This is a genomic window from Streptomyces nojiriensis, from assembly GCF_017639205.1.
In the GTDB taxonomy this organism is placed as follows: domain Bacteria; phylum Actinomycetota; class Actinomycetes; order Streptomycetales; family Streptomycetaceae; genus Streptomyces; species Streptomyces nojiriensis.
Genome location: NZ_CP071139.1, coordinates 8,496,451 through 8,517,851, shown reverse-complemented (window position 1 = coordinate 8,517,851; position 21,401 = coordinate 8,496,451). Strand labels below are relative to the sequence as shown.

Annotated in this window: 16 protein-coding genes; 7 read left to right on the top strand and 9 right to left on the bottom strand. The window is 72.0% G+C overall.

All coding sequences use genetic code 11. The annotated features are described in order from the left end of the window. Nucleotides 1–681 precede the first annotated feature (681 nt). Complete coding sequence (locus JYK04_RS38475; RefSeq protein ID WP_202185968.1) at nucleotides 682–3,189, top strand: protein kinase domain-containing protein; 2,508 nt, start codon at nucleotides 682–684, stop codon at nucleotides 3,187–3,189. Further along, the gene (locus tag JYK04_RS38470; RefSeq protein ID WP_189744448.1) at nucleotides 3,186–5,399 is read left to right on the top strand and encodes a serine/threonine-protein kinase; all 2,214 of its coding nucleotides are present in this window, start codon (nucleotides 3,186–3,188) and stop codon (nucleotides 5,397–5,399) included. Before JYK04_RS38475 ends, JYK04_RS38470 begins: the two co-directional genes overlap by 4 nt. Here the strand turns inward: JYK04_RS38470 and JYK04_RS38465 are convergent. The 4 genes from JYK04_RS38465 to JYK04_RS38450 form a co-directional block, all read right to left on the bottom strand. After that, nucleotides 5,396–7,444, bottom strand: coding sequence for an SEL1-like repeat protein (locus JYK04_RS38465; RefSeq protein ID WP_229876636.1), 2,049 nt, complete (start codon nucleotides 7,442–7,444; stop codon nucleotides 5,396–5,398). The two genes, JYK04_RS38470 and JYK04_RS38465, sit on opposite strands and share 4 nt — an antisense overlap. Next, on the bottom strand, nucleotides 7,441–7,881 hold the full coding sequence (locus tag JYK04_RS38460; RefSeq protein WP_189744446.1) for a hypothetical protein: 441 nt from the start codon (nucleotides 7,879–7,881) through the stop codon (nucleotides 7,441–7,443). The genes JYK04_RS38465 and JYK04_RS38460 overlap by 4 nt, the downstream gene beginning before the upstream one ends. 326 nt (nucleotides 7,882–8,207) lie before the next feature. After that, nucleotides 8,208–9,416 (bottom strand): aromatic ring-hydroxylating oxygenase subunit alpha, encoded by a 1,209-nt coding sequence (locus JYK04_RS38455; protein WP_189744444.1) that lies wholly within the window; start codon nucleotides 9,414–9,416, stop codon nucleotides 8,208–8,210. A gap of 5 nt (nucleotides 9,417–9,421) precedes the next feature. Continuing rightward, nucleotides 9,422–10,108 (bottom strand): VC0807 family protein, encoded by a 687-nt coding sequence (locus tag JYK04_RS38450; RefSeq protein ID WP_229876634.1) that lies wholly within the window; start codon nucleotides 10,106–10,108, stop codon nucleotides 9,422–9,424. A 291-nt stretch (nucleotides 10,109–10,399) separates the two neighbouring features. Between JYK04_RS38450 and JYK04_RS38445 the strand changes: the two genes are divergently transcribed. After that, nucleotides 10,400–11,407: an NAD(P)H-dependent glycerol-3-phosphate dehydrogenase gene (locus JYK04_RS38445; RefSeq protein WP_189744442.1), complete on the top strand. Its 1,008-nt coding sequence runs from the start codon at nucleotides 10,400–10,402 to the stop codon at nucleotides 11,405–11,407. Nucleotides 11,408–11,547: 140 nt separating this feature from the next. On the opposite strand, the gene JYK04_RS38440 is transcribed toward JYK04_RS38445, so the two are convergent. Further along, nucleotides 11,548–12,096 carry a hypothetical protein gene (locus JYK04_RS38440; RefSeq protein ID WP_189744440.1) on the bottom strand — a complete coding sequence of 183 codons (549 nt, stop codon included), beginning with the start codon at nucleotides 12,094–12,096 and terminating at the stop codon, nucleotides 11,548–11,550. A 333-nt stretch (nucleotides 12,097–12,429) separates the two neighbouring features. On the opposite strand from JYK04_RS38440, the gene JYK04_RS38435 reads away from it, so the two are divergent. Further along, complete coding sequence (locus JYK04_RS38435; protein ID WP_229876633.1) at nucleotides 12,430–13,659, top strand: MFS transporter; 1,230 nt, start codon at nucleotides 12,430–12,432, stop codon at nucleotides 13,657–13,659. Nucleotides 13,660–14,078: 419 nt separating this feature from the next. Here the strand turns inward: JYK04_RS38435 and JYK04_RS38430 are convergent, their stop codons facing one another. The 3 genes from JYK04_RS38430 to JYK04_RS38420 are packed head-to-tail and all read right to left on the bottom strand — an operon-like array spanning nucleotide 14,079 to nucleotide 17,358. Continuing rightward, nucleotides 14,079–15,194, bottom strand: a complete 1,116-nt coding sequence (locus JYK04_RS38430; protein WP_189744436.1) for an acyl-CoA dehydrogenase family protein — start codon at nucleotides 15,192–15,194, stop codon at nucleotides 14,079–14,081. Further along, a complete protein-coding gene (locus tag JYK04_RS38425; RefSeq protein WP_189744434.1) occupies nucleotides 15,191–16,384 on the bottom strand; it encodes an acyl-CoA dehydrogenase family protein in 1,194 nt (397 codons plus the stop codon). The genes JYK04_RS38430 and JYK04_RS38425 overlap by 4 nt, the downstream gene beginning before the upstream one ends. After that, the gene (locus JYK04_RS38420; protein WP_189744432.1) at nucleotides 16,381–17,358 is read right to left on the bottom strand and encodes an NADPH:quinone oxidoreductase family protein; all 978 of its coding nucleotides are present in this window, start codon (nucleotides 17,356–17,358) and stop codon (nucleotides 16,381–16,383) included. Before JYK04_RS38420 ends, JYK04_RS38425 begins: the two co-directional genes overlap by 4 nt. A 226-nt stretch (nucleotides 17,359–17,584) precedes the next feature. On the opposite strand from JYK04_RS38420, the gene JYK04_RS38415 reads away from it, so the two are divergent. The 3 genes from JYK04_RS38415 to JYK04_RS38405 all read left to right on the top strand — a co-directional run bounded on the left by JYK04_RS38415 (nucleotide 17,585) and on the right by JYK04_RS38405 (nucleotide 20,562). Beyond that, nucleotides 17,585–18,724 carry a hypothetical protein gene (locus JYK04_RS38415; RefSeq protein WP_202185967.1) on the top strand — a complete coding sequence of 380 codons (1,140 nt, stop codon included), beginning with the start codon at nucleotides 17,585–17,587 and terminating at the stop codon, nucleotides 18,722–18,724. 92 nt (nucleotides 18,725–18,816) lie between these two features. Beyond that, on the top strand, nucleotides 18,817–19,722 hold the full coding sequence (locus JYK04_RS38410; RefSeq protein ID WP_189744428.1) for an SDR family oxidoreductase: 906 nt from the start codon (nucleotides 18,817–18,819) through the stop codon (nucleotides 19,720–19,722). 36 nt (nucleotides 19,723–19,758) lie between these two features. After that, nucleotides 19,759–20,562 (top strand): hypothetical protein, encoded by an 804-nt coding sequence (locus JYK04_RS38405; protein WP_189744426.1) that lies wholly within the window; start codon nucleotides 19,759–19,761, stop codon nucleotides 20,560–20,562. Here the strand turns inward: JYK04_RS38405 and JYK04_RS38400 are convergent. After that, on the bottom strand, nucleotides 20,549–21,382 hold the full coding sequence (locus JYK04_RS38400; RefSeq protein WP_189744424.1) for an enoyl-CoA hydratase/isomerase family protein: 834 nt from the start codon (nucleotides 21,380–21,382) through the stop codon (nucleotides 20,549–20,551). The genes JYK04_RS38405 and JYK04_RS38400 overlap by 14 nt on opposite strands. Nucleotides 21,383–21,401 lie beyond the last annotated feature (19 nt).

Sequence of the window (21,401 nt, the reverse complement as noted above, 5' to 3'; positions counted from 1 at the left end):
CCGGGGCGGCGGTGAGCGGTGCTGCCAGGGCCAAGTGCTACCCGGGCGTGCGCCAGCGAGCATCACGCCAGAGCGCCGCGCCTGGGCGGCACCGGGCATTCGCGTGACGGCGGCGCGAGTCTGCCAGGCCGTGCTGCCTTGGTCGGCCGTCTCCTCCGGATCGAGGTCTCCCCGCTGTGCCGAGCGGGCAAGGACATCGCCCAAGATGCATGGCCGCCCGAAACGGCGGTCCGTTCGGGCTGTGTCGGCTTCAGCCGACTTCGGTGCGCCCGCGGCTCTCGGCAAGCGGGGCGCCCCGCGCGCGCCCGGAAGGGGTCCGGCTCGCCCGGCCCCCGACAGGGGCTCACGGCCGCCGATGCGGTCGTGGCCGGGGCTCCGTCCCACGCGGGGGCGGCCGTGGCACGGGCGGCTCGGATCGTGTTCTGAACCGCCAGGACATGGCGGCGGGCGAAGGTATTGCCGACTTCGTAGACGACCGCGGCGACATCGGCAGCGGCGAGCGCGGTATCCACCAGCGGGCTCACCCAGGCCAGGATCGCAGCACCGGCCGCCCGGCAGCGTCCTCGCCGGTGCAGCCGGTCCGCGCTTGGGTGGTTGCCGCCACCGACCGGCGTGAGCACCCGCCCCCGTGCCATGCCAGACCCCATGACCTGCCATCTTGCGGATGCGGGCCCCTCATAGGTGGAGGTAGTGGCGCTATTGCAGCCCGCATCGCCGGTTGCGCCGCCGGCCTTCACCATTCCATGTACGCCAATGTTCGTAGATCCGTACGCTGAGTCGCCGACTGGCCAGGAAATCAGGGGGATTGACATGGTCAAGGACGTTGGAACAGCTGATGAGGAAGTCGGGCCCGACGCGGCGCCGGCCACGATCGGGCCGTATGTGGTGCTGCGTGAGCTCGGTTCCGGCGGAATGGGGGTGGTGTCCCTCTGCCGGGCGGGCTCGGGGCGACTGGTCGCGGTCAAGCAGGTGCCTGAGGAATATGCGGATGACCCCGCGTTCCGCAGCCGCTTCCGCCGGGAGGTCGCGGCTGCCCGTCGGGTAAGCGGCGTGTACACGGTGCCGGTCGTCGACGCCGACACCGACGGGCCCCGGCCCTGGGTGGCCACGGTGTACGTTCCCGGGCCGACGCTCGATCAGGCGGTACGCGACTGCGGCAGCTTCCAGGAGCCGGCGCTGCGCGCGCTCGGTACCGGCCTGGTCGAGGCGTTGCAGGCGGTCCACGCGGCCGGACTGGTGCACCGCGACCTCCAGCCTGGCAACGTACTGCTGGCCCCGGACGGTCCCAGAGTGATCGACTTCGGCATCACCAAGGCGGTGGAGGAGACCCGGCTGACCCGGACCGGCACGGTGGTCGGTTCTCCCGCCTTCATGGCCCCCGAGCAGATCGTGTCCTCCCGCGAGGTCGACCCGGCGTGCGATGTCTTCGCCCTCGCCGGGGTGCTGGTGTACGCGGCCTGCGGGGAGGGACCGTTCGGCCCGGGCGACGAGGGGGTCCTGCATCGCGTGGTGACGGACGAGCCGAACCTTCATGGCGTCCCGCCCGCCCTGCATCCGCTGCTGGTGCGCTGTCTGGACAAGACTCCGGCCCAGCGGCCGGCTCTGGAGCAGGTGCTCGCCGAGCTCGCGCCGTCCGATCCCGAGGCGTTGCTGACCCCGGCGCTGCGCGAGCAACTGGAGGTGCGGGCGCGGGAAGCCGAGCTCATGGCGGTGGTCCCGCCCCCGCCCGGCAGGCCGCCCGGTGTCCGGCAGCTCACCGGCCGCCGACGGGTGCTGATCGGCGGGCTGTCCGCCCTCGGGGTGGCGGTCGCGGGTGGAGCGGGCGCCTTGGTCTGGGCGAACATCGGCGATGGCAAGAAGCGGACCGGTGCCACCCCCATCGCTACTGCGTCTCCGGTCCTCAAACTCACCGACGCGCCCAAGCCACTGTGGGCGAGCGCCATACCCGTCAGCGACATCATGCCCAAGCTCTATCCGTTCGACTCGACGGTGATTCTCGGTGACGGCTCCACCACCGCCGCCGCCTTCGACGCGACGACCGGCGCCGTCCGCTGGAAGTGCGGGTCAGGGCCCGACTCGCTCCCTCTGAAGGACGACACCGCGCTTCCCTTCGGGACACGAATCCTGGGCACGACCGGCAGCTCCCTGCTCGCCTCGGGCATGGACACCGATCCGTCCTCCGCCGGGCGCAACTACCTCGAGAGGCTGGACCCGGCCACGGCCCGGCCGGGCTCCAAGGTCAACACGGGCAAGTCCCTCTCACCCGCCGTGCTGCTGTCGACGTATGGCGACACCGCCTATTTCCAGGCCATCTCCCTCCAGGCCGGCAGCGTCGGCGGCAGCCCGCAGCCCACACTGCCGCCTCCCTCCCCGAGCGCCTTCATCGTGGCCGTCGACCTGGTGAACGGTGGCGTCCGATGGCAACGGCCCGTTGCATCGGTCTCCCTCTACAACAAGTACTTCGCCGCCGACCAGTACGGGTTCTATTACACGCGGGAGACCGACACCGGCCTGACGGTGGACGCCGTGAACGCGACCGACGGCAGCTCCCGTTGGACCGCCGAGGTCCCCCCCAATCCCAACAGTCAGCTTCCGCCCTTCATGCAGGTGGGCAGCGGCGCCCTCCGCACGTCGATGGTGGCAGCACCCGGACTGCTGATCACCTTGAATGCCGCCAACGGCTTGGCCGCGTACGACGCGCAGACCGGACAGCGCCGCTGGGCCGTGGCGATGACTGCAGGCACGCCCCCGACGGTGGCCGGCAACCTGGTCCTGACCAGTGACAGCAGCCGCGTCTACGCCGTTGACCTGCACAGCGGCCAGGTCAAGTGGACCGTGATCAGCCCCGTCCCGCTGTTCGGGATGGGGCCTTCCGTCGCTGCCTCCGCCCAGGTCACCGCCGCTCTGTTCAACACCACGGGGTTCGGCGCGAAAGGCCTGACCCTGAACGGCGGGACGGCCGGCTGCCTGGTGCTGCGCACCTCGGACGGCAAGCAGATCTGGGCGCTGCGGGAGCAGCCCGGCTCCGCCACGCCAACGCCCACGCCCTTGCCGACGTCCAGTCCCCTCGTGCCCTCAGCCGTCGACATGCTGACCGACTTCGAAAGCTGGGCACTGGCGGTACACGGTTCCACGGTGTACATCTGCGGCGCGGGGCGGATCCGGGCATACCACGCGGATGCCGGGTGACGGCCCCGCCGCACCTGCCACCGGCGGTCTCCCATCCGGACACCATCGGCCCGTACCGGGTGATCCGGCCACTCGGGTCCGGCGGCATGGGGCGCGTCTATCTGGCAGCCACGCCGGGCGGGCGGGCAGTGGCGGTGAAGGTCGTACGAGAGAGCTACGCCCGGGATCCCCGCTTCCGGGAACGGTTCCGCGCCGAGACGGAAGCCGTCCTCAAGGTCAGTGGTGCGTTCACCGCCCCGGTGCTGTCCGCGGATCCCGATGCCGAGCAGCCCTGGCTGGCCACTGCCTACCTGCCCGCGCCCTCGCTGGAGGAAGCCGTCACCGCGCACGGCCCTCTCCCGGAGCGGACCTGGCACAGGCTGGCTGCCGGGCTCACCGAGGCGCTGGCCGCCATCCACGCCGCCGGGCTGGTGCACCGTGATCTGAAGCCCTCCAACGTGCTGCTCACCGAGGACGGCCCCTACGTCATCGACTTCGGGATTTCCCGTGCCGTGGACCGGTCCGGACTCACTGGTGCCGACCGGCTGGTCGGCACCGCTGGTTACATGCCCCCCGAACAGCTCGCCGGACGCACGTGCACCGCGGCGGGGGACGTCTTCTCGCTCGGAGCCACCCTGGTGTTCGCCGCCACCGGGCATGGCGCCTTCGGGGACGGTCCCCTCCACACCGTGATGTACCGCTCCGCGCGCGGGGAGCCGGATCTGACGGGGTTGCCCGAGGAACTGCGCCCGGCGCTCGCGGCCTGCCTCATGAAGGAAGCGAGAGAGCGACCGACGCTTCCCCAGGTGGCTGCGATGTTCGGCGCCACCGCACTGCCGAGTGCCGGCTGGCTGCCGGAATCCTTGACGCGCGAGTTGCGCGATCGGCAGACGGCCGCACGGGACGCCCTGCGTGGCGAGCCGGCCCCCCAGTTGGGCAGACGGCGGATACTCGCAGTGGCAGCCGGGGCTGCCACCGCACTGAGCGTGGGCGGGTACCTGACGTATCGGGGCCGGCCGTCGCGGGAACCGCGCCCGCCCCGGCTGCTGTGGCAAAAGCCGCTCCCCGAAGGTTTCTCCAAAGTGTGGCAGCGGGCTGGCGGGCGCCTGCTGGTCTCGAACACGAAGGGGGCGGGCGTGGCCGCCCTCGACCCGGACACTGGGAACCTGGTGTGGCAGAGCAAACCGTTCGGTCCTGCTCCCTCTGTGACGGACGGCCACACCGTGTACGCCGTCGAGGTGGACGGCGCCCTGCACGCGCGCGACGTGGCCACCGGGGCGAGCCGCTGGCACTTCACCCCGCCTGATGACGCACAGCCCACCGAAAGCGACCTCACAGCCCGGGCGGGCGCCGACGGATGGGCGTACGTCACCTCCACGAAGACCGGCGAACTGTACGCCCTCGACGAGAAGGGCACCTTGCGCTGGCACCAGTCCGCGCCGCTCGCCATCATCCATCCATGCGGCGGTGTGTTGCTGTGCGTGGTGCCCGCACGGAGCGGCTCGGACTTCCGCCGCATTGTCCGTGCTGTGGATCCGCACTCCGGCCAGCCGTTGTGGAGCCATGCCCCGGAGATCTTCGGCATCGGCCGGAACCCGAGCACGGATCTTGCCGTTGCGCTCCGCTACGACACAGCGGAGCTGACCGCCCTGCGGCTCAGGGACGGCCACGCGCTCTGGACAGTCCCCACCGGCCTGGACCCCAGTGATCAGATCACGGACGTCACGCTGGCGGGCGAGGTCCTGCTCAGTGGTGACGGCCGCACGGTGATCTTCAAGCAGAGCAGCGCGAGCGGCTCCTTCGCCGCCGTGGACTCAGCCGACGGCAGCGTCCTATGGCGTCAACACACACCAGGCGTGCAAACCTTGAGTCCCTTCGGCGGAACGCTCCTGACCACCCCGGCTCCCCCGGTGGGCACAGTCACCGCTGGGAACGGGCCTCTGGTGGCCTACGGCTTGCGCGACGGTCGGGAACGCTGGCGCACCCCCGACCTCGGCAAGGGCCTGGCCCAGGTGCTGGCGGCACCGGCCGGCATGGTGCTGCTCGGTGTCGACGGCGGCAGCCACCCCGGCCTGTACGCGTACAACCTCGCCGACGGCAAGCAGGTCTGGCACCTTTCGTACCAAGTCGCAGGCGCGCAGGCGCCTTCCTGGGCCGCCGTGGTGTCGGGCAACCGTCTCTGGGTCTCTGGCAACTCCACGCTGCTGGCGTTCGCCCTGGAGACGGCCTAGACCTCCCACGGGCCGGCGGCGGTACCGTCCGCCGCCAGCCCGAATCTACGCAGCACCGCAGCACCGTCCCGGTCCCCGGCTCGCTCCTTCAACGCCGCCAGGGTCAGCAGGGCTCCGGGGTCGCCGACGTTGGCGGCGTGCAGGGCAGCCCGTTCGGCACCCGCCGCGTCACCGCCCCGGTTCCGCAGGAATGCCGACCACAACAGGGGCCCAGGATCGGGAGTCTGCGGGGCATTCTGCCCATCGGCCCCCACGCCGACGAGCTCAGCGTCCCGGCTCCGCATCTGCAGGAACACCAGCTGCCTGAACAACGGAGTACCAGCGGACGCGGCCAGCCGATAGAGGCTCTCGGCACCCGCCAGATCATTGACCTGCTCCCGCTGCCGGGCCAGCTCCAACAGGACCCCGGTCCGGTCGGCATCGGCGTCCCGCTCGAACTCCAGGGCAGCACGGTCCAGGCCGCCCGACACCTGTCGCAACTCCGCGAGGTCCAGCAGAGCGCCGGCGCCCGCAGCCTGCCGGTACAACCGCTCCGCACCAGCCAAGTCCCCTTGCCGGACGCGCAGCGCTGCCAGCTCCAGCAGACCACGGGAGTCGCCGCCCTCTGCAGCCTGCCGGTACAACCGCTCCGCACCAGCCAGGTCTCCGTGCCGGGCACGCAGCGCTGCGAGCTCCAGCAGGCCACGGGAGTCACCGGCATCCGCAGCCTGCCGGTACAGCCGCTCCGCACCAGCCAGGTCCCCCACCCGCCCGCGCAACGCCGCCAGCTCCAGCAGACCACCGGAGTCGCCGGCATCCGCGCCCCGCCGGTACAAAGTCGCGGCGATTCGGTACCGGCTTCGGAACCTGGCCGCAGCCGCCAGACGCATCAGGTCCGGTGTGCGACCACCCAGCGCCGCCGTCCAGAAGGAGTCGGGCGGGAAGTCGTATCGCCGGGTGAGGCGGGCGTGGTGGTCGAGGTAGTCGGCCAGGCGGTACATCTCGGGGAGGGCTCCCATACCGTTCGGGTCGGCAACCGGTTCCAGCGCCGCAACGACGCCCTTCACCTTGGTTCGCGCGTAGCCGAGGGCATCGGCGAACCAGTCTTCCGCGGCCGCGGCCCGCTGGTCGTCGCTGAGGTAACCGGGGGCGGCGGCTCGCAGCAGCTCGGCCGGCAGCACGATGCCGTGCCCGAGCCGTCGGGCGTCCATGGCCGCAGCGATGATCGCCCGGCCGTAGCAGCCGTGCCGCCCGACGGCCTGCTCGTAGTGGTCGATGAGCTGCGGACCGGCCGCCAGGGTCTGGATGACCGTCCCATGGGGACTGGTCCGGGCCGCGAGGGCCACTGAGGGGTCCGGGCAGTCCACCAGGCTCCGCACAACCTGCGCGGGGAAAGATCCGGGTACGTCGATGGGTGTGCCGGCCCCGAGGAGCGCCCTGGTTTGCGGATGGACGTCGGCAGTGCCGAATTCCGCGGTTGCGGTCAGGGCATGATGATGGGTCGGCCAGAGGGTCGCGATGATCACGACCGGCCCGGGGTGCTCCAACCGGGTACGGAGCGCGGCGGCCGCCGCCTCGCCGTCGGGGCCGGTGAAGTACTCCTGGGCCTCGTTCAGCCAGAGCACGGTCCGCGCGGCGAGCGCGGGAGGGCGCAGCACAGCGAGCAGGCTGGCGGTCGTCTTGGGGAAGATGAGGTTCCAGTCCGCCAAGCAGCTGCGCACGCCCTCGAATGCGGTACGGGTCTTGCCGGTGCACGACTCTCCGCGCACGACGACCAGGACCGTCCGCTGACCGGCCGCCGCTTCGTTCAACCGGGCGCGCAGCCACCCGTCGTGCTCGCGTTCGACGTATTCCGGCAGTACGAACGCACCGTCGGCGGTCGGCCCCGAGGTACCGGTGATGGCAGGGTGGACGCCCAGCTCCTGCGCGGTCCACCGCACCACGGGGCGCGGCTCGTCAACCGGGACGCCGATACCCGCGTCGGGAAGAACGAAGGTGTTGTGCTGGAAATTGTGGTCACCGCTCTGCACCGCGCCAGGGCCGTGAAAGGATGAACTGCTGGTCATGCCCCAGGACCGAAGTGGTTGTCCTGCCGATTTCGGTCACCGACCTGAATTGCGGTCGGGCCATGGAAGGTGTTGCCGGACACCACCCCGCCGACGCGCCGGCCGTGTTCGGTCTTCTCCGCGAGCAGGCTCCGTAGCTCGGCGGCGACCTGTTCACGTTCCTCGGCAGTCAGACTCTCCAACAGCGTCTCGAAACGGGTCTGCCAGGAAACCTCCTGACGGATCCGCACCTGCTCTGGCTCTTCCATACCGGCCGCCGCCAACAGCTCGGCCGTCCGGCCGAGTCGCTCCAGCTCCGCCCGCTCGCGATGGGCGTCCCCACGGCCGAACAGGCGAGCCACCCGCACCTGGAACCCGTTCCACGCGTCGGTACCCGCGGCTTGTACCACTGCAGTACCACTCGCCACCGCCAGCGCGGCCAAAGCCTCTTCCAGCATGCTCGCCCCCTCGCCCGCACCTGTGATCCTTCGACCGTACCAAGGGGGATGCGCACAGGTGCGGGCACGGGGGAAATGGGCAACTCCGCCAACGAGGGCACAGGTTGGTCGAGCCTCGGGCAGTACGTGCGTGGCGGTACACGTACACGCTGCCCGCGCAGCTCCACGACCCCAACAACCGGTGCAGTCGGGCCGAGTCGCCGTGGGGACGCGCCCGCCTCGCGCGGCCCTGCTGCGTCAGCGCACACAGGATGCGCGCCGGGCGGCCCAGGTGCGAACCCCGATTCCCGCATGCGGCCGACGCGGGCGGCGATGCCTGACAGCGGTCACAGCAGTCGCTCCGCGAGGTAGCGCTGGAACTGCCACAACGGGCGTTCCAGATGGGAGAACCGGCCGTTGGACGGGGTCGGGTGGGAGTCCAGGCCACGCTGAACGCCGCGGACGGCCACCAGATCTTCTTCCTGGATCCGGGCGATCTGGGCGCGAATGTCGACCAGCTGCTCTGCGAATCCGGGTGTGTCCGGCACTCCGGGCGGAACCATGGCCGTTATCCGAGTGTCGTGGGTGGCGGGACCGGTGGGCAGCCAGCGGATGCTGATCGCGCTGCCAGGCAGTACCGCCAGGACGAACTGCGGGAAGATTCCGGCGATGAGCATCCCCGGCCGCGCTCCCCGGCCGGATCTTGAATGCCTTCCCAGACCCGTGCCGCCCCGCTCGGCGTCCGACAGCGGGGTGAACATCGTGAACCAGCGGCCGTCGCACTCGTCGACCTCCGTGTAGCGGCCCGGGAGCACCGGATCCAGGCTCTGCGCATGCGTACCCATGTGGTGGTAGTTCTCGGAGCCGTTCTCCACCGCCACCTTCCAGTTGGCGGGTACGCCCTCCCAGGTCTGGGTGTGGACACTCACCCAGTTTGCGATGCCATGGCTGTTCAGCCGCAGGTCCAGCCCGCGCAATTCGGGCGCAGCCGGCCCCGCACCGGGGTCGAGGTTGAGCATGACAAAGCCGTTCCAGACCTCGACGCGGTGCGCCGGGAGTCGGCAGCCGGCCCGGTCGAAGTCGACCCGCTGCATCAGTGGAGCACCGGCGAGCTGCCCCGCGTACTGGCCGTTCAGCCGATAGGCCCAGGTGTGGTAGGGGCAGGTCAGCCGTTCCAGGCAGCCGTGCTCGGGCGCGGTCTCCGGCGGCAGGAGGTCCATGAACCGGTGGCGGCACACCCGGGACAGGGCATGCAGCTCGCCCTCCTCGTCCCTGGTGATCACCAGTGGCGTGCCGAGGATGTCCAATCGCAGGTAACTTCCCGGCTGTGGAATCTCCTCGGCCCGCGCCACGCACAGCCACTCCCGCCGGAAGATCCGTTCGACTTCCCATTCGTACAGCTCGGGGGAGGTGTAGGCCTGGGATGGCAGCGTTTGGCCGCGTTCGAGCGGGAGTTCGGCCAGACGCCGCAGCTCCGCGAGCGTCGCGCGCAGTCCCTCGGGGGCGAGGGATGAGGGGGCTGCGGGTTCTTTGGCCTCAGTCCGGTGGAGAGTCATGGTGATCAGCCTTCCCTTCTGGTGATCAGGGGTGACGAACCGAAGAGGGACAGTGCGTGCCGCCGCCCGTAGCGGCGGCTGTAGGAGACGGTGATGAGGACGACGACGCACAGCAGCGCCAGTCCCTTCGCGCGGTTGAGTGCCGGGACCGACTCCACCGGAAGCAGCAGGGCGACGAGCACTCCTGCACCGCAGTCCAGCAGTTGGGCGCAGCCCCACAGAACCGTCAGCCGGGTCAGTCCGCTGCGCAACGCCGGCGAGACGCTCCAGGCCGCTTCCCGGGTGCGCGCGGCAGCGGGCCCGTGCCAGGACTGGCCGGCCTGGAAGGCGAAAGGCTTCGCCACGAGAAGCGAGCCCAGGATCCAGAGCCCGGCGGCCGCCGCGAGTCCGGCGTCCTTGACGAGGATGACCCGGGGACTGCCGACGAGCAGCGACGTCACGACGCGCACCGCCAGCATGCCGATCATGAACGCCTCAAAGCTGTCCACGCGACGCCGTGCGGCGGCCACGACGGCCATGCGCACCGCCGGGACCGCCCCGCTGGCGGTCAGTGCCAGCCATTGTCCGATCCCCTGCGACCGCAGAGCATAGAACACGGCCAGTGGAAGAGCCACGGTGAACAGGATCGGAGTGGCCACGGTCCGCCACGCCGGCATGGCTCGTGTTCCGGTCCCACCGTTCAGTGATGCCATACGAAAAACCGTAGAGACCGGCAAGGATCACCGAATCGACGCGAGGGACGATATGTGATGTACATCCTTTGATGTACCTATTTAGCCAAGTTGTCGATGCTGGGCGGCCGACCTCAATATCCCGAGCTCAGGGGCACCCCTGACACCGACCAGCAGGCGGCCCAGCGACGCCTGCGGCATGCTCGCCGAAGCGGCCCGCCGCCGGCCCGCCCTGGACGGCCGACGGGCGGTCGCTCTCACGCGCCGCCGCCCACTACGCTGCACCGACGCGCCTACCACCTTGGAGAGCCGATGACCCGCCTCGCGGTCCTCTCAGCCGGATCATGGGGCACCAGCATGGGGGCCGTCCTCGCGGACGCCGGGAGCCAGGTCGCTCTCCACACCCGCCGCCCCGAACTCGCCGAAGCGATCAACTCCCGGCACGAGAACCCCCGCTACCTCCCCGGCGTCTCCCTCCCCGAACAGGTGACCGCCACAACCGACGAGTCCGAGGCCGTCTGCGGCGCCGAGGTCGTCCTGGTGTCGATCCCCGCACAGACCTTGCGCGCGAACCTCACCCGATGGACGCCGCTCATCCCCGAGGACGCCATCGTGGTGAGCCTGATGAAGGGCATCGAGAGCGGTACCGGCATGCGCATGAGCCAGGTGATCACCGACGTGACCGGGATCCCCTGCGACCGCGTGGCCGTCCTGTCCGGTCCGAACCTGGCCCGCGAGGTCGCCGTACGGCAGCCGGCCGCCTCCGCGATCGCCTGCACCAGCAGCGCCGTGGCCACCCGCCTCCAGGCCCTCGCCCAGACGCCGTACTTCCGCCCCTACACCACCACCGACGTCATCGGCTGCGAACTCGGCGGCGCCGTCAAGAACGTCATCGCGCTCGCCGTCGGCCTCTCCGCCGGCATGCGGCTCGGCGACAACGCCCGCGCCGTCCTCATCACCCGCGGGCTCGCCGAAACCGCCCGGCTCGGCCTCGCCCTCGGCGCCGACCCCCTCACCTTCTCCGGCCTCGCGGGTGTCGGCGACCTCATGGCCACCTGCTCCTCCCCCCTCTCCCGGAACCGGACCTTCGGCGAACACCTCGGCCGTGGCCTCACCCTCGCCCAGGCCACCGCCGCCACCAGCCAGACCGCCGAAGGCGTCAAATCCGCCGAGTCGGTACTCCGACTCGCCCGCCGCCACGGCGTCGACATGCCCATCACCGAAGTCGTCGTCGGTGTACTGCACGGCCGGCTCACCACCGGCCAGGCCGCCACCCGCCTCATGGAACGGCCCCCCGGAGCCGAGAGGTACGCCGCCTGACCACCGCCGGTTCCGCCGGCAGGCAAGCACCCGATGCGAGGACCCCTCTCAGCGGGCCGCCGGACCGCGCCGCGGTCCGGCGTCGGCGGCGCCCCGCCCCAACTCTTCGCGGGGCGGGGCGCTGTTGCGTGCCGGGGGTCCTACAGCAGGGCGATCGAACTCGCCCGGTCGTTCATCGCGTCCCCGATGTACGAGGTCGACTGCTGGTACTCCTGGTGGACACCGGAGGTGTTGGGTGCATCCCACAGCTCCAGCCAGCAAGACAGCGTGGTCAGCGAGCTGACGGAGTTGTTCCAGGTCCCTTCGAGGTTGATCTGGGCGTCCCGGCCGTTGCCGCTCTGGCAGCCGCTGCCGCCGGTTAAGACCAGGGCGGAGCCACCGTAATTCGAGTCCGTGTAGATGACGCCGAGCTGCACGGCCTCCGCCCCCGCAGTGCTCGAGGAGCCCTTGAGACGGTCGGCCAGCTTCTCGTCGATGTGCTTCGCCGACAGCGGGGCGTCGGTGATCCGTCCATTGGTGGAAGCGGTGACTGCCTCCTGGAACGTGTCGTAGCACTGCATGCTGCCTGAATCGATGTCGAGCACGCAGTTCCTCGGGGCGGGGGCCGCGGTCGCGGTGGCGGCGGCCGTACTCAGGGCGAGGATGGTGGTGGCTGCTGCGATGGCGATACGTGACGTACGAGCAAACATGGGTCACTCCTGTCTCGTGGCCGTTCTGCCGACAGCGTGGATGCTTCCGTCTCCGTCGCGCATGGGCCAGAGGCACATTCGGCCAGAGTCGGTGTATACGGCATGCGTTGCCGCGGGTCAGTGGGCGGCCCGTCGCACCATCTGTGCTTCATGACCTGCCGTGACACGTTGAGCAGTTCGTCGGCAGCAGCCTGGCTCAGGGACCGAAGAACCGGCGCGAACTGTCCGAAGGCACATGAGCGGTGGCGCAGGGCCCCGGATCGAGCTCGTATGCCCCGGTCTCGCCGCAGGCGCTTGCCCTCGACCTACTCGAGGGCCTTAGCGTCGGCGCCCATGGCATCCGTCGACACCGCCCGGCCCGTCTCAGCGCGCCCGGCCCTTCCTCGCGCGTATCTCTTCTGGCTCATCGGCACCCGTGCCTCGCTGCTCGGTGATGCCGTCCTGTACTTCGCGCTCGGCTGGGCGGCCAGTGCCCATGGTGGCGGGACGGGCGCTCTGGTCCTGACCGCCATCACCGTCCCGCGTACCTTGCTGCTGTTGCCGGGTGGTGCCGTCGGTGACCGGTTCGGCGCTCGCCGGGTGGTGATCACCGGGGATGCCGTGATGCTCACGGCCACGCTCGTACTGGCCCTGGTGGGCTTGCGCCTGGGAGCATCGCCCTGGCTCCTCGTCGTGGTCGCCGTCGTCATCGGCACGGTCGACGCGTTCTATCTGCCGTCCACCGGGTCCATGCCCCGCCGCCTGGTGGGGAAGGACCAGCTCCCCCGGGCGTTGGCCCTGCAGCAGGCGGGCGGCCAGATCGCCTCGTTGCTCGGGGCTCCGGTGGGTGCCGTACTCGTCGCGGCCGCGGGGCTGACCGGCGCGGCGGTCGCCGATGCGGGCACCTTCGCGATCGTCCTCGTGGTGCTCGTCTGCGTCCGGCCGGCCTTCGACGTCGAACGGTCCCCTCGCGGGGAGGGCCTCCTGGCAGGGGCGGTCGACGGGGTGCGGACCGCCGTGGGGGATCCGGTCCTGCGGCCCGCGTTGCTGCTGACGGCCGCTGCCGCGGGCCTGCTCCTGCCGGTGGTGTCCCTGCTGAACCCGCTCCTGGCGCGGGAGCACGGCTGGGGTGCGGGGACGGCCGGTCTGGTCGCCGGTGGTCAGAGCCTGGGGATGATCGCTGTGGCGCTGGTGGTCTCGCGGCGGGGCACCCTGGGCCGGATCGGTAGGGGTGCGGCGCTGGGGCTGTGTGCGTCGGCGCCGGGAATCGCCGCGGCGGCCCTGGCCGATACCGCCGCCGTGGCTGTGGCCGGAGGAATCGTCGTCGGTGCGGGTTCCGGGATGTTCGCCTGCCACATCGGTCCGCTGGTGCTGACCAACATCCCGGACACCCACCTGGCCAGGGTGCAGTCGCTGCTGGTGCTCGTTCAGAGCCTGGCGCTGGTGGTGGGCAACAACGCGCTCGGCGCACTCGCCGACGCCCAGGGGGCCCCGCTCGCCGCGGCGGTGTGCGCGGTGGGTGTCTGCGCCGCGGGGATCACGGGGCTCGTCCTGAAGCCGATCCGTCGCCTGCGTCGGAAATGAGGTGGGGCAGGTCAATCCGGTTCGCGGTGCGGCGCTGTTGAACAGGTGCCGCAGAGCCCGCACGTGCCGTGGCGAACCGGCGCCTGTCGTCGCGTCGCCGCGTCCGGGTGTGCCCGAAAGGCCTGCTCGATGGCCCGCGCCGCGTCATCGGCCGGGTCCGGGTGGAGGCCCGTCCCCGGCACCGCGAAGACCGCCGGCACTGGGTGATCGCCCGGCAAAGCGTCCGCAGGTCCGACGAGACCGCCCCGCCGAAGCCGCGCTCGACGAGCCGGTCCAGCCTCATCGCCACCGTGCCATCGCCGCCCACGCCCCGGGAACTTGACGCCGGGACAGCAGAGACGGATCCTCCCAGCTCATCCGCCTCACCCTCCGCACACCGCCGAAAGCTGCCGACCGGTCAGGCAAAGACCATGGCCGTACTACGGCGCGGGGAGTTCCGCGAAGTCCGCTACCAGGCCGCGGTGGTGGCCCGCCGTGCCGAGGGCCAGGGAGTCGGCCTTGGCCCGCTTGAGGTAGAGGTGGGCCGGGTGTTCCCAGGTCATGCCGATGCCGCCGTGCAGCTGTACGCACTCCTCGGCGGCGCGGACGGCCACGCCCGAGCAGTAGGCCTGGGCCACGGCGACCGTCAGCGGGGCGTCGGGGGCCTCGGTGGCCAGGGCGTCGGCCGCGGCCCTCGCCGCCGCGCGCGCGGAGGCCACGTCGAGCCAGAGCCGGGCGAGGCGGTGCTTGAGGGCCTGGAAGGAGCCGACGGGGCGGTTGAACTGGTGGCGGCCCCGGACGTGGCGGACCGTCTCCGTCAGGCACCACTCGGCGAGCCCGAGCTGCTCGGAGGCGAGCAGTCCGGCCCCGGAGAGCAGGGCTCCGGCAACGGCCGCCCGGGCCGTTCCGGCGTCGGCGAGACGGGTGCCGGCCGCGGCCTCCAGGGTGACGGTGGCGAGCGGGCGGGTCAGGTCCAGCGGAACCCTCGGGGTCAGCCCGGCCGCGGCGGCCGGGACGGCGTACAGCCCGGTGTCGGCCAGGACCAGCAGGACGTCGGCGGCCACCGCGTCCGCCACGGAGGTGACCGTGCCGGTCAGGCTCCCGCTGCCGAGGTCGCGGACGGGGGCCGGGAGGGGCGCGCCCGGAGCGAGGGTCAGCGGCACGGCCGGCACGCACACCGTGCGCCCCGAGGCCAGCTCCCGCAGCAGCGTGGCGGCTTCCGCCGTATCGCAGCCGAGCAGGATCTCCGTGGCGAGCACGGCGCTCGTCAGGTACGGGACGGGCGCCACGGCCCGGCCCAGCTCCTCCAGGACCACGGCCGCCTCGCGGTGGCTCGCGCCCTGTCCACCGAGCTTCTCGGGGACGAGGAGACCGGCCGCGCCGATCTCGACGGCGAGGGTGTGCCAGAGCGCCGGGTCGTGCGGCCGGTCCGTCCCGGCCCGGTCGAGGACGCTCTTCGCGTCGCAGCGGTCGGTGAGGAGCGCGCGGACGGCGGAGCGGAGCTCCTCCTCGGTCCCGGAGTAGAGCAGGTCGGTCGGTGCCGCCGGGGTGGTCATCGGTTGAGGTCCTTCCAGGCGAGGTCCTTGTCGTCGCGCGGCTCGGGGGGCAGGCCGAGGACGCGTTCGGCGACGATGTTGAGGAGGATTTCGCTGGTGCCGCCCTCGATGCTGTTGCCCTTGGCGCGCAGATAGCGGTAGCCGGCCTCGCGGCCGGTGAAGTCGACGCCGTCGGGCCGGCGCATGGTCCAGTCGTCGTACAGGAGGCCCTCCTCCGCGAGGAGTTCGACCTCCAGTCCGCTGATCTCCTGGTTGAGCCGGGCGAAGGTGAGCTTCATGCCCGACCCCTCGGGGCCGGGCTGTCCGACGGCGAGCTGCTGGCGCAGCCGTTCCCCGGTGAGGCGGGCGACCTCGGCCTCGACCCACAGCTCCAGCAGCCGCTGGTGGAGGGCGTGGGTGCGCAGTTCGGGGCGTTCGCGCCAGGCGGCGGCGACGGGGGCGATCATGCCGCCCTCGCGCGGGATGCGCATGCCGCCGATGGAGACCCGCTCGTTCATCAGGGTGGTGCGGGCGACCGCCCAGCCCTCGCCGACGGCACCGAGGCGGTGGGAGTCGGGGATGCGGACGCCGGTGAGGAAGACCTCGTTGAACTCGGCCTCGCCGGTGATCTGGCGCAGCGGCCGGACCTCGACGCCCGGGGCGTGCATGTCGCAGAGGAAGTAGGTGATGCCCTGGTGCTTGGGGAGCCCGGGGTCGGTGCGGGCGATCAGGATGGCCCAGCGGGCGGTGTGGGCGCTGGAGGTCCACACCTTCTGCCCGTCGACGATCCAGTCGCCGGAGCCCGTCTCGCGGACCGCCCGGGTGCCGAGCGCGGCGAGGTCGGATCCGGCACCGGGCTCGCTGAAGAGCTGGCACCAGACCTCCTCGCCGATCCACAGGGGCCGCAGGAAGCGCTGCTTCTGCTCGTCGGTGCCGTACGCGAGGATCGTGGGGGCGGCCATGCCGAGGCCGATGCCGATCCGGCGCGGGTCGTTGTCGGGCGCGCCGGCGGCTGCCAGTTCGGCGTCGACGACGGCCTGGAGGGAGCGGGGCGCGCCGAGTCCGCCGAGGCCCTCGGGGTAGTGGACCCAGGCGAGGCCCGCGTCGAAGCGGGCCCGCAGGAAGTCGGCGCGGTCGGTGTCGGCGGGCGGGTGCGCGGCGAGCAGGCCCCGCACGCGTGTGAGCAGGTGGTCGGCGGTGATCGCGGTCATCGGGACACACCCGGCTGTCGGGGCATGGCCAGGACGACCCGGCCGGTGGTGGTCCCGTCGGCGAGGCGCTGGACGGCGTCGGCGACGGCGGGGAGTGCGATGAGTTCGCTGATCAGGGGCTTGATGGCGCCTGCGGCGGCGAGGCGGGTGAGTTCGGTGTGGCAGGCCAGGATCGCGGCCGGGTCCTTGGCGGCGTACAGGCCCCAGTGGAGGCCGAGGATCGCGTAGTTCTTGACGAGGGCGTGGTTGAGGGCGGGGGCGGGGATGTCCCCGCTCGCGAAGCCGACGACGACGATCCGGCCCTCGAAGGCCACGCATTTGGCGGAGGCGGTGTACGAGGCGCCGCCGACGGGGTCGTAGACCACGTCGGCGCCGCGCCCGCCGGTGAACTCCTTGACCCGGGAGACGACGTCCTCGGCCGTTCGGTCGATCACCAGGTCGCAGCCGAGTTCCTCGGCGGTGCGCGCCTTGGCCTTGCCTCCGACGACCCCGATGACGGTGGCCCCGGCGGCCTTGCCGAGCTGGACGGCGGCGCTGCCGACCCCGCCGGCCGCGGCGTGCACGAGGAGGGTCTCGCCCGGCTGGAGGCGCGCCCGGCGGTGCAGGCCGAACCAGCCGGTCTGGTAGCCGATGTGCAGGGCCGCGGCCTCGGCGTCGTTCAGGCTCTCGGGGGCCGGGAGCAGGGCCCGCTCGGAGGCGATCACGTACTCGGCGAAGCCGCCGTGGGGCAGGCTCGGGGTGGCGATGACGCGGCGGCCGTCGTCGGTGAGGCCGCAGATCTCGACGCCGGGGGTGAAGGGCAGCGGTGGACGGATCTGGTACTGGCCGCGGACGAGCAGCGCGTCGGGGAAGTTGAGGTTCGCCGCGAGCACCTGCAGCCGCACCTCGCCCTCGCCGGGTACCGGTTCGGGAATCTCTTCGAGGCGAAGTGCCTCTCGGGGTTCGCCGGGGGTATGTACTCGCCATGCCTGCATCCGGGGCCTCCAGCCGCCGTCGAGGAACCACACGCTCCGCGGGCATACTAAGCAGTCGCTTGCCTCTCTGGGAACCACCGGCCGGGGTGGAGAACCCTCCGGAACGATTCAACACGCGTCATTCAGGCCACTTCCTCCTCAAGATCAGGCAACATGTGGCGTGCACGTGTCATGACTCAACGGGGAACAGCACCTGTCCAGGGGGGACAACCACATGAGAAGAAGCATGTCCGCGGCCGGAGCCGCCATCGTTCTGGCGGGCCTGATCACCGCGGCCGGTCCGGCCGCCGCGGCGGGCACGGCGGCCTCCTGCACCCCGGGGATCGAGATCCTCCCCGCGCTGCCGGGGGCGACCGGTTCCACGGCGGTGGGCTTCGGTACCGGCGGCATCGTGGTCGGCGACAGTGCCGGTCTGCCCGTCTACTGGACCGGCACCGAGCACACGGTCCACGCCGTCCCGCTGCCCGCCGGCTTCGACCGGGGCAGCGTCAAGGCGGTCAGCGCCAAGGGCCTGATGGTGGGCACGGCCACCCGCACCTCGGATCAGGCCATGGTCGCCTTCACCCACCAGCGGGGCGCCACGACCTCCGAGCCGCTCACCGCGCCGGGCAAGGAGGGCCGCTTCGCCGATGTCGACGTCAACGAGTCGGGGCGGGTCGTCTACGCCGACGGGGGCGTCGCCAAGGAGTGGGTGAACGGGAAGGTCGTGCGCGAACTGCCGGTCCCGGCCGACGCGATCGCCGGCAGCACGGTCACTTCGCTGAACGGCATCAACAAGCGCGGTGACATCGTCGGCACGGTCTCCGGCTCCTACTTCGACGCCGAGAACGACATCATGGTCACCAAGACCTTCCCGGTGGTCTGGCCGGCCGGGGGCGGCTACCCGCCCTACAGCCTCCAGGTGTGGAACGGCTACCACTCCTCGTTCGTGACGGCCGGCCGGGACATCGACGACCGCGGCCGGGTGGTGGGCCTGGAGGACTACTACTACCGCAACGACCCGAAGCTGACCCCGGCCGTCTGGAAGAAGCCGTACGACGCCCTGCCCGCCGACCCGGGCCGGGCCAAGGGCTACCACGACCTGGAGTTCAACGGCAGCAGCCCGACCACGAACGTGGCCGTCGGCACGGCCACCAACTTCGAGGAGAGCTGGCCCAGTTCCTTCCAGGCCGTCTACTGGCCCGGCAAGGGGGAGCCGCTGGTGCTGCCCTTCCCCGCCGGGACCCCGGGCGTGCCGCTGAGCCGGGCCTTCGCGGCCACCGACGACGACCGTGTCGCCGGCATGATCACCGACCGGGAGACGCGGGACGGCAAGGCCGTTGTCTGGACCTGCGCGAGCAAGCAGGCGTACGCCCCGAAGGGCTGACCGCCCGGGGGTCCCGGACCCCCGGCCCCCGGTCCCGAGCCGGTCCTGTCCGGGGGATGGCGATCTCGGCGCCCGCGCGCTATCGATGCCCCATGACGGACGAGATCCGGCGCGGGCTGCCCGCGCCACCGGCGCTCGGCGCCGCCGCCCTGCCCTCCGGGACCTTCGAAGGCCAGGTGGTCCTCGTGACCGGCGGCGGCACCGGGCTGGGCAAGGCCATCGCCGCCGAGTTCGCCCGGCTCGGCGCCGATCTGGTGATCGCGAGTCGGCGCGCCGAGCAGCTCAAGGCGGCGCGCGAGGAGTTGGCGGCCGTCCCCGGCGCGGGCCGGGTGACGGCCGCCGTCTGCGACATCAGGGATCCGGAGCGGGTCGCCGAGGTCTTCGACGCGGCGCAGGCGGCCTTCGGCCTGCCGGACGTGCTGGTCAACAACGCGGCCGCGAACTTCCCCTCCCCCGCTGAGGACCTCTCGCCGAACGCCTGGCGGGCGGTCGTGGACATCACGCTGACGGGCACCTGGCTGATGACCCGCGAGTTCGGCCGCCGCCACCTCGCCGCGGGCACCGGCGGCTCGATCGTGAACCTCGGTGCCTCGTACGCCTGGACGGGCGGGCCGGGCTTCGCCCACAGCGCCGCGGCCAAGGCCGGGGTGAAGAGCCTGGTGGAGACGCTCGCCGTCGAGTGGGGCCCGTACGGCATCCAGATCAACGGGCTCGTCCCCGGGCTGTTCCCGCACGCCGACATGACGGAGGACATCCGGGGCGGCCTGGAGCGCGCCGCGCCCGGCGCGAGGGACTCACGGCAGCCCGCCCTGCGGGTCGGCGCGCCGCGTGAACTGGGCTGGGCCGCCACCTTCCTGGCCTCCCCGTACGCCCGGTTCATCACCGGGCACACGCTGGTGGTGGACGGCGCGAACTGGCAGCGCCGGTCGGTGGTCAGCCCCGAGGTGGTCCCGGTCCGCACGCAGCTGGGCCGCGGCCCCTTCACCCCCTCCCCCTGAGCGCCGGTTGTCGGTGGGCGGTGCGAGGATCGGAGCATGTCTCTCGCCGATCTGACCCTTGACCGCTGGCGCTCGCTCGACCCGGGCGCCGCCGGACGCCTCGCCCACGAGGCCGCCGCGCAGGTGGGCGGCCGGGTGGTGCTGCTCGACGCCGTCGAACACCTGGGCCGTCCGCTGCACCGCGTGCGCATCGAGCGCGAGGGGCGGGAGTTCGCCCTCGTGCCCGGCGGGACGGTGCGGCTGGGCTTCGACCCGGACGCCTGGGAGCCGACGCCCGCTCAGACCGCCGACTACGCGGCGAGCGTGGACGAGGGGTACGGGTACGGGCACGAGGACCTGAAGTCCTATCTCGCCGACGTGCTCAGCCCGCCGCGCACCGCGACGCTGGCCACCGTGCTCATGGCCGTGGAGGACGAGGCCCTGACCGAGGCGGCGGCCGACATGCCGGCCGCGCTCGCGGCGCACGGGCTGCGCATGCCCGGCGCCGACGAGTGGGAGCACGCCTGCGGGGCCGGGGCCGGCACCCTGTTCCGGTGGGGGAACGAGTGCCCCCTGGACGAGCCGCCGTACGGGGGCGGCTCAGGCCGGCGGCACGAACCGAACGCCTTCGGGCTGCACATCGCCTACGACAGCTACGGCACGGAGCTCAGCGCGGACCCGACCCGGGTGCACGGCGGCGACGGCGGGGAGGCCGTCTGCGGCGGGTACGGCGATCTGCTCGGCTGGCTGCCGCTGGCCACCGCCAACCGCAACCCGTCCGCGGCCGAGTTCACGTACGGCCCGGACGGCGAGGGCATGTACGAGGAGTTCTCGACCCGGCCGGTGCTCAGCCTCCGCTGAAGCGCGGGGGCCTGCGGGCCGCCTTGGCGGTGTAACCCTCCCGGCAGTCGTCCGAGGTGAGGGTGAGGGCCGCGGTCATCGCCACCCGGTCGAGGGCCGCGGGGAGGGCGGCGTCGGCGTAACCGTCGATCGCGCGCTTGATGCCCTGGACGGCGAGCGGCGCGTTATCGGCGATCTCCCGCACCACGGCGCGGGTGGCGGCCTCCAGCTCCTCGCCGGGGACCACCAGCTGGAGGAGATGGAGTCGCTGCGCCGTCGCCACGTCGATCCGCCGGCCCGTCAGGGCCAGGTACTTGGCCCAGCCCGCGCCCGCCTCGCGGGCGATGCGCAGGTCGCCGCCCGCGTCCACCGCCACCCCCAGCCCGGCTTCCGGGAGCGCGAAGACGGCGTCCTCGGCGGCCACCCGAATGTCGGCCATCAGCGCCAGCTCGAAGCCGAAGCCGAGGCAGTAGCCCTGGACGGCGGCCACCACCGGCTGCGGGAGGCGGGCGAGGACGGCGAACCGCTCGTGCACCCAGCGGATGCCCTCGTAGTAGTTGCGGGTGCGCTCGGCAGGCGAGTCGCCCGTGATGGCGCCGCCCGGGGCGGTCACGTCGATGCCCGCGCAGAAGGCCCGGCCCTCGGCCCGCAGAAGCACCGCCCGTACGGACGCATCGAAGCGGATCCGGTCCGCGAGCAGGCCGAGCTGGCGGGTGGACTCCCAGCTCCAGCCGTTGAGCCGGTCCGGGCGGCACAGGGTGAGGACCGCGACGCCGTCCGCGACCTCCAGCCTGATCCGCTCCTCGCCCTCCGCGATCTCCGTGGAGATGGTGTCGATCACCGTGTCCCGCACCCCCGGC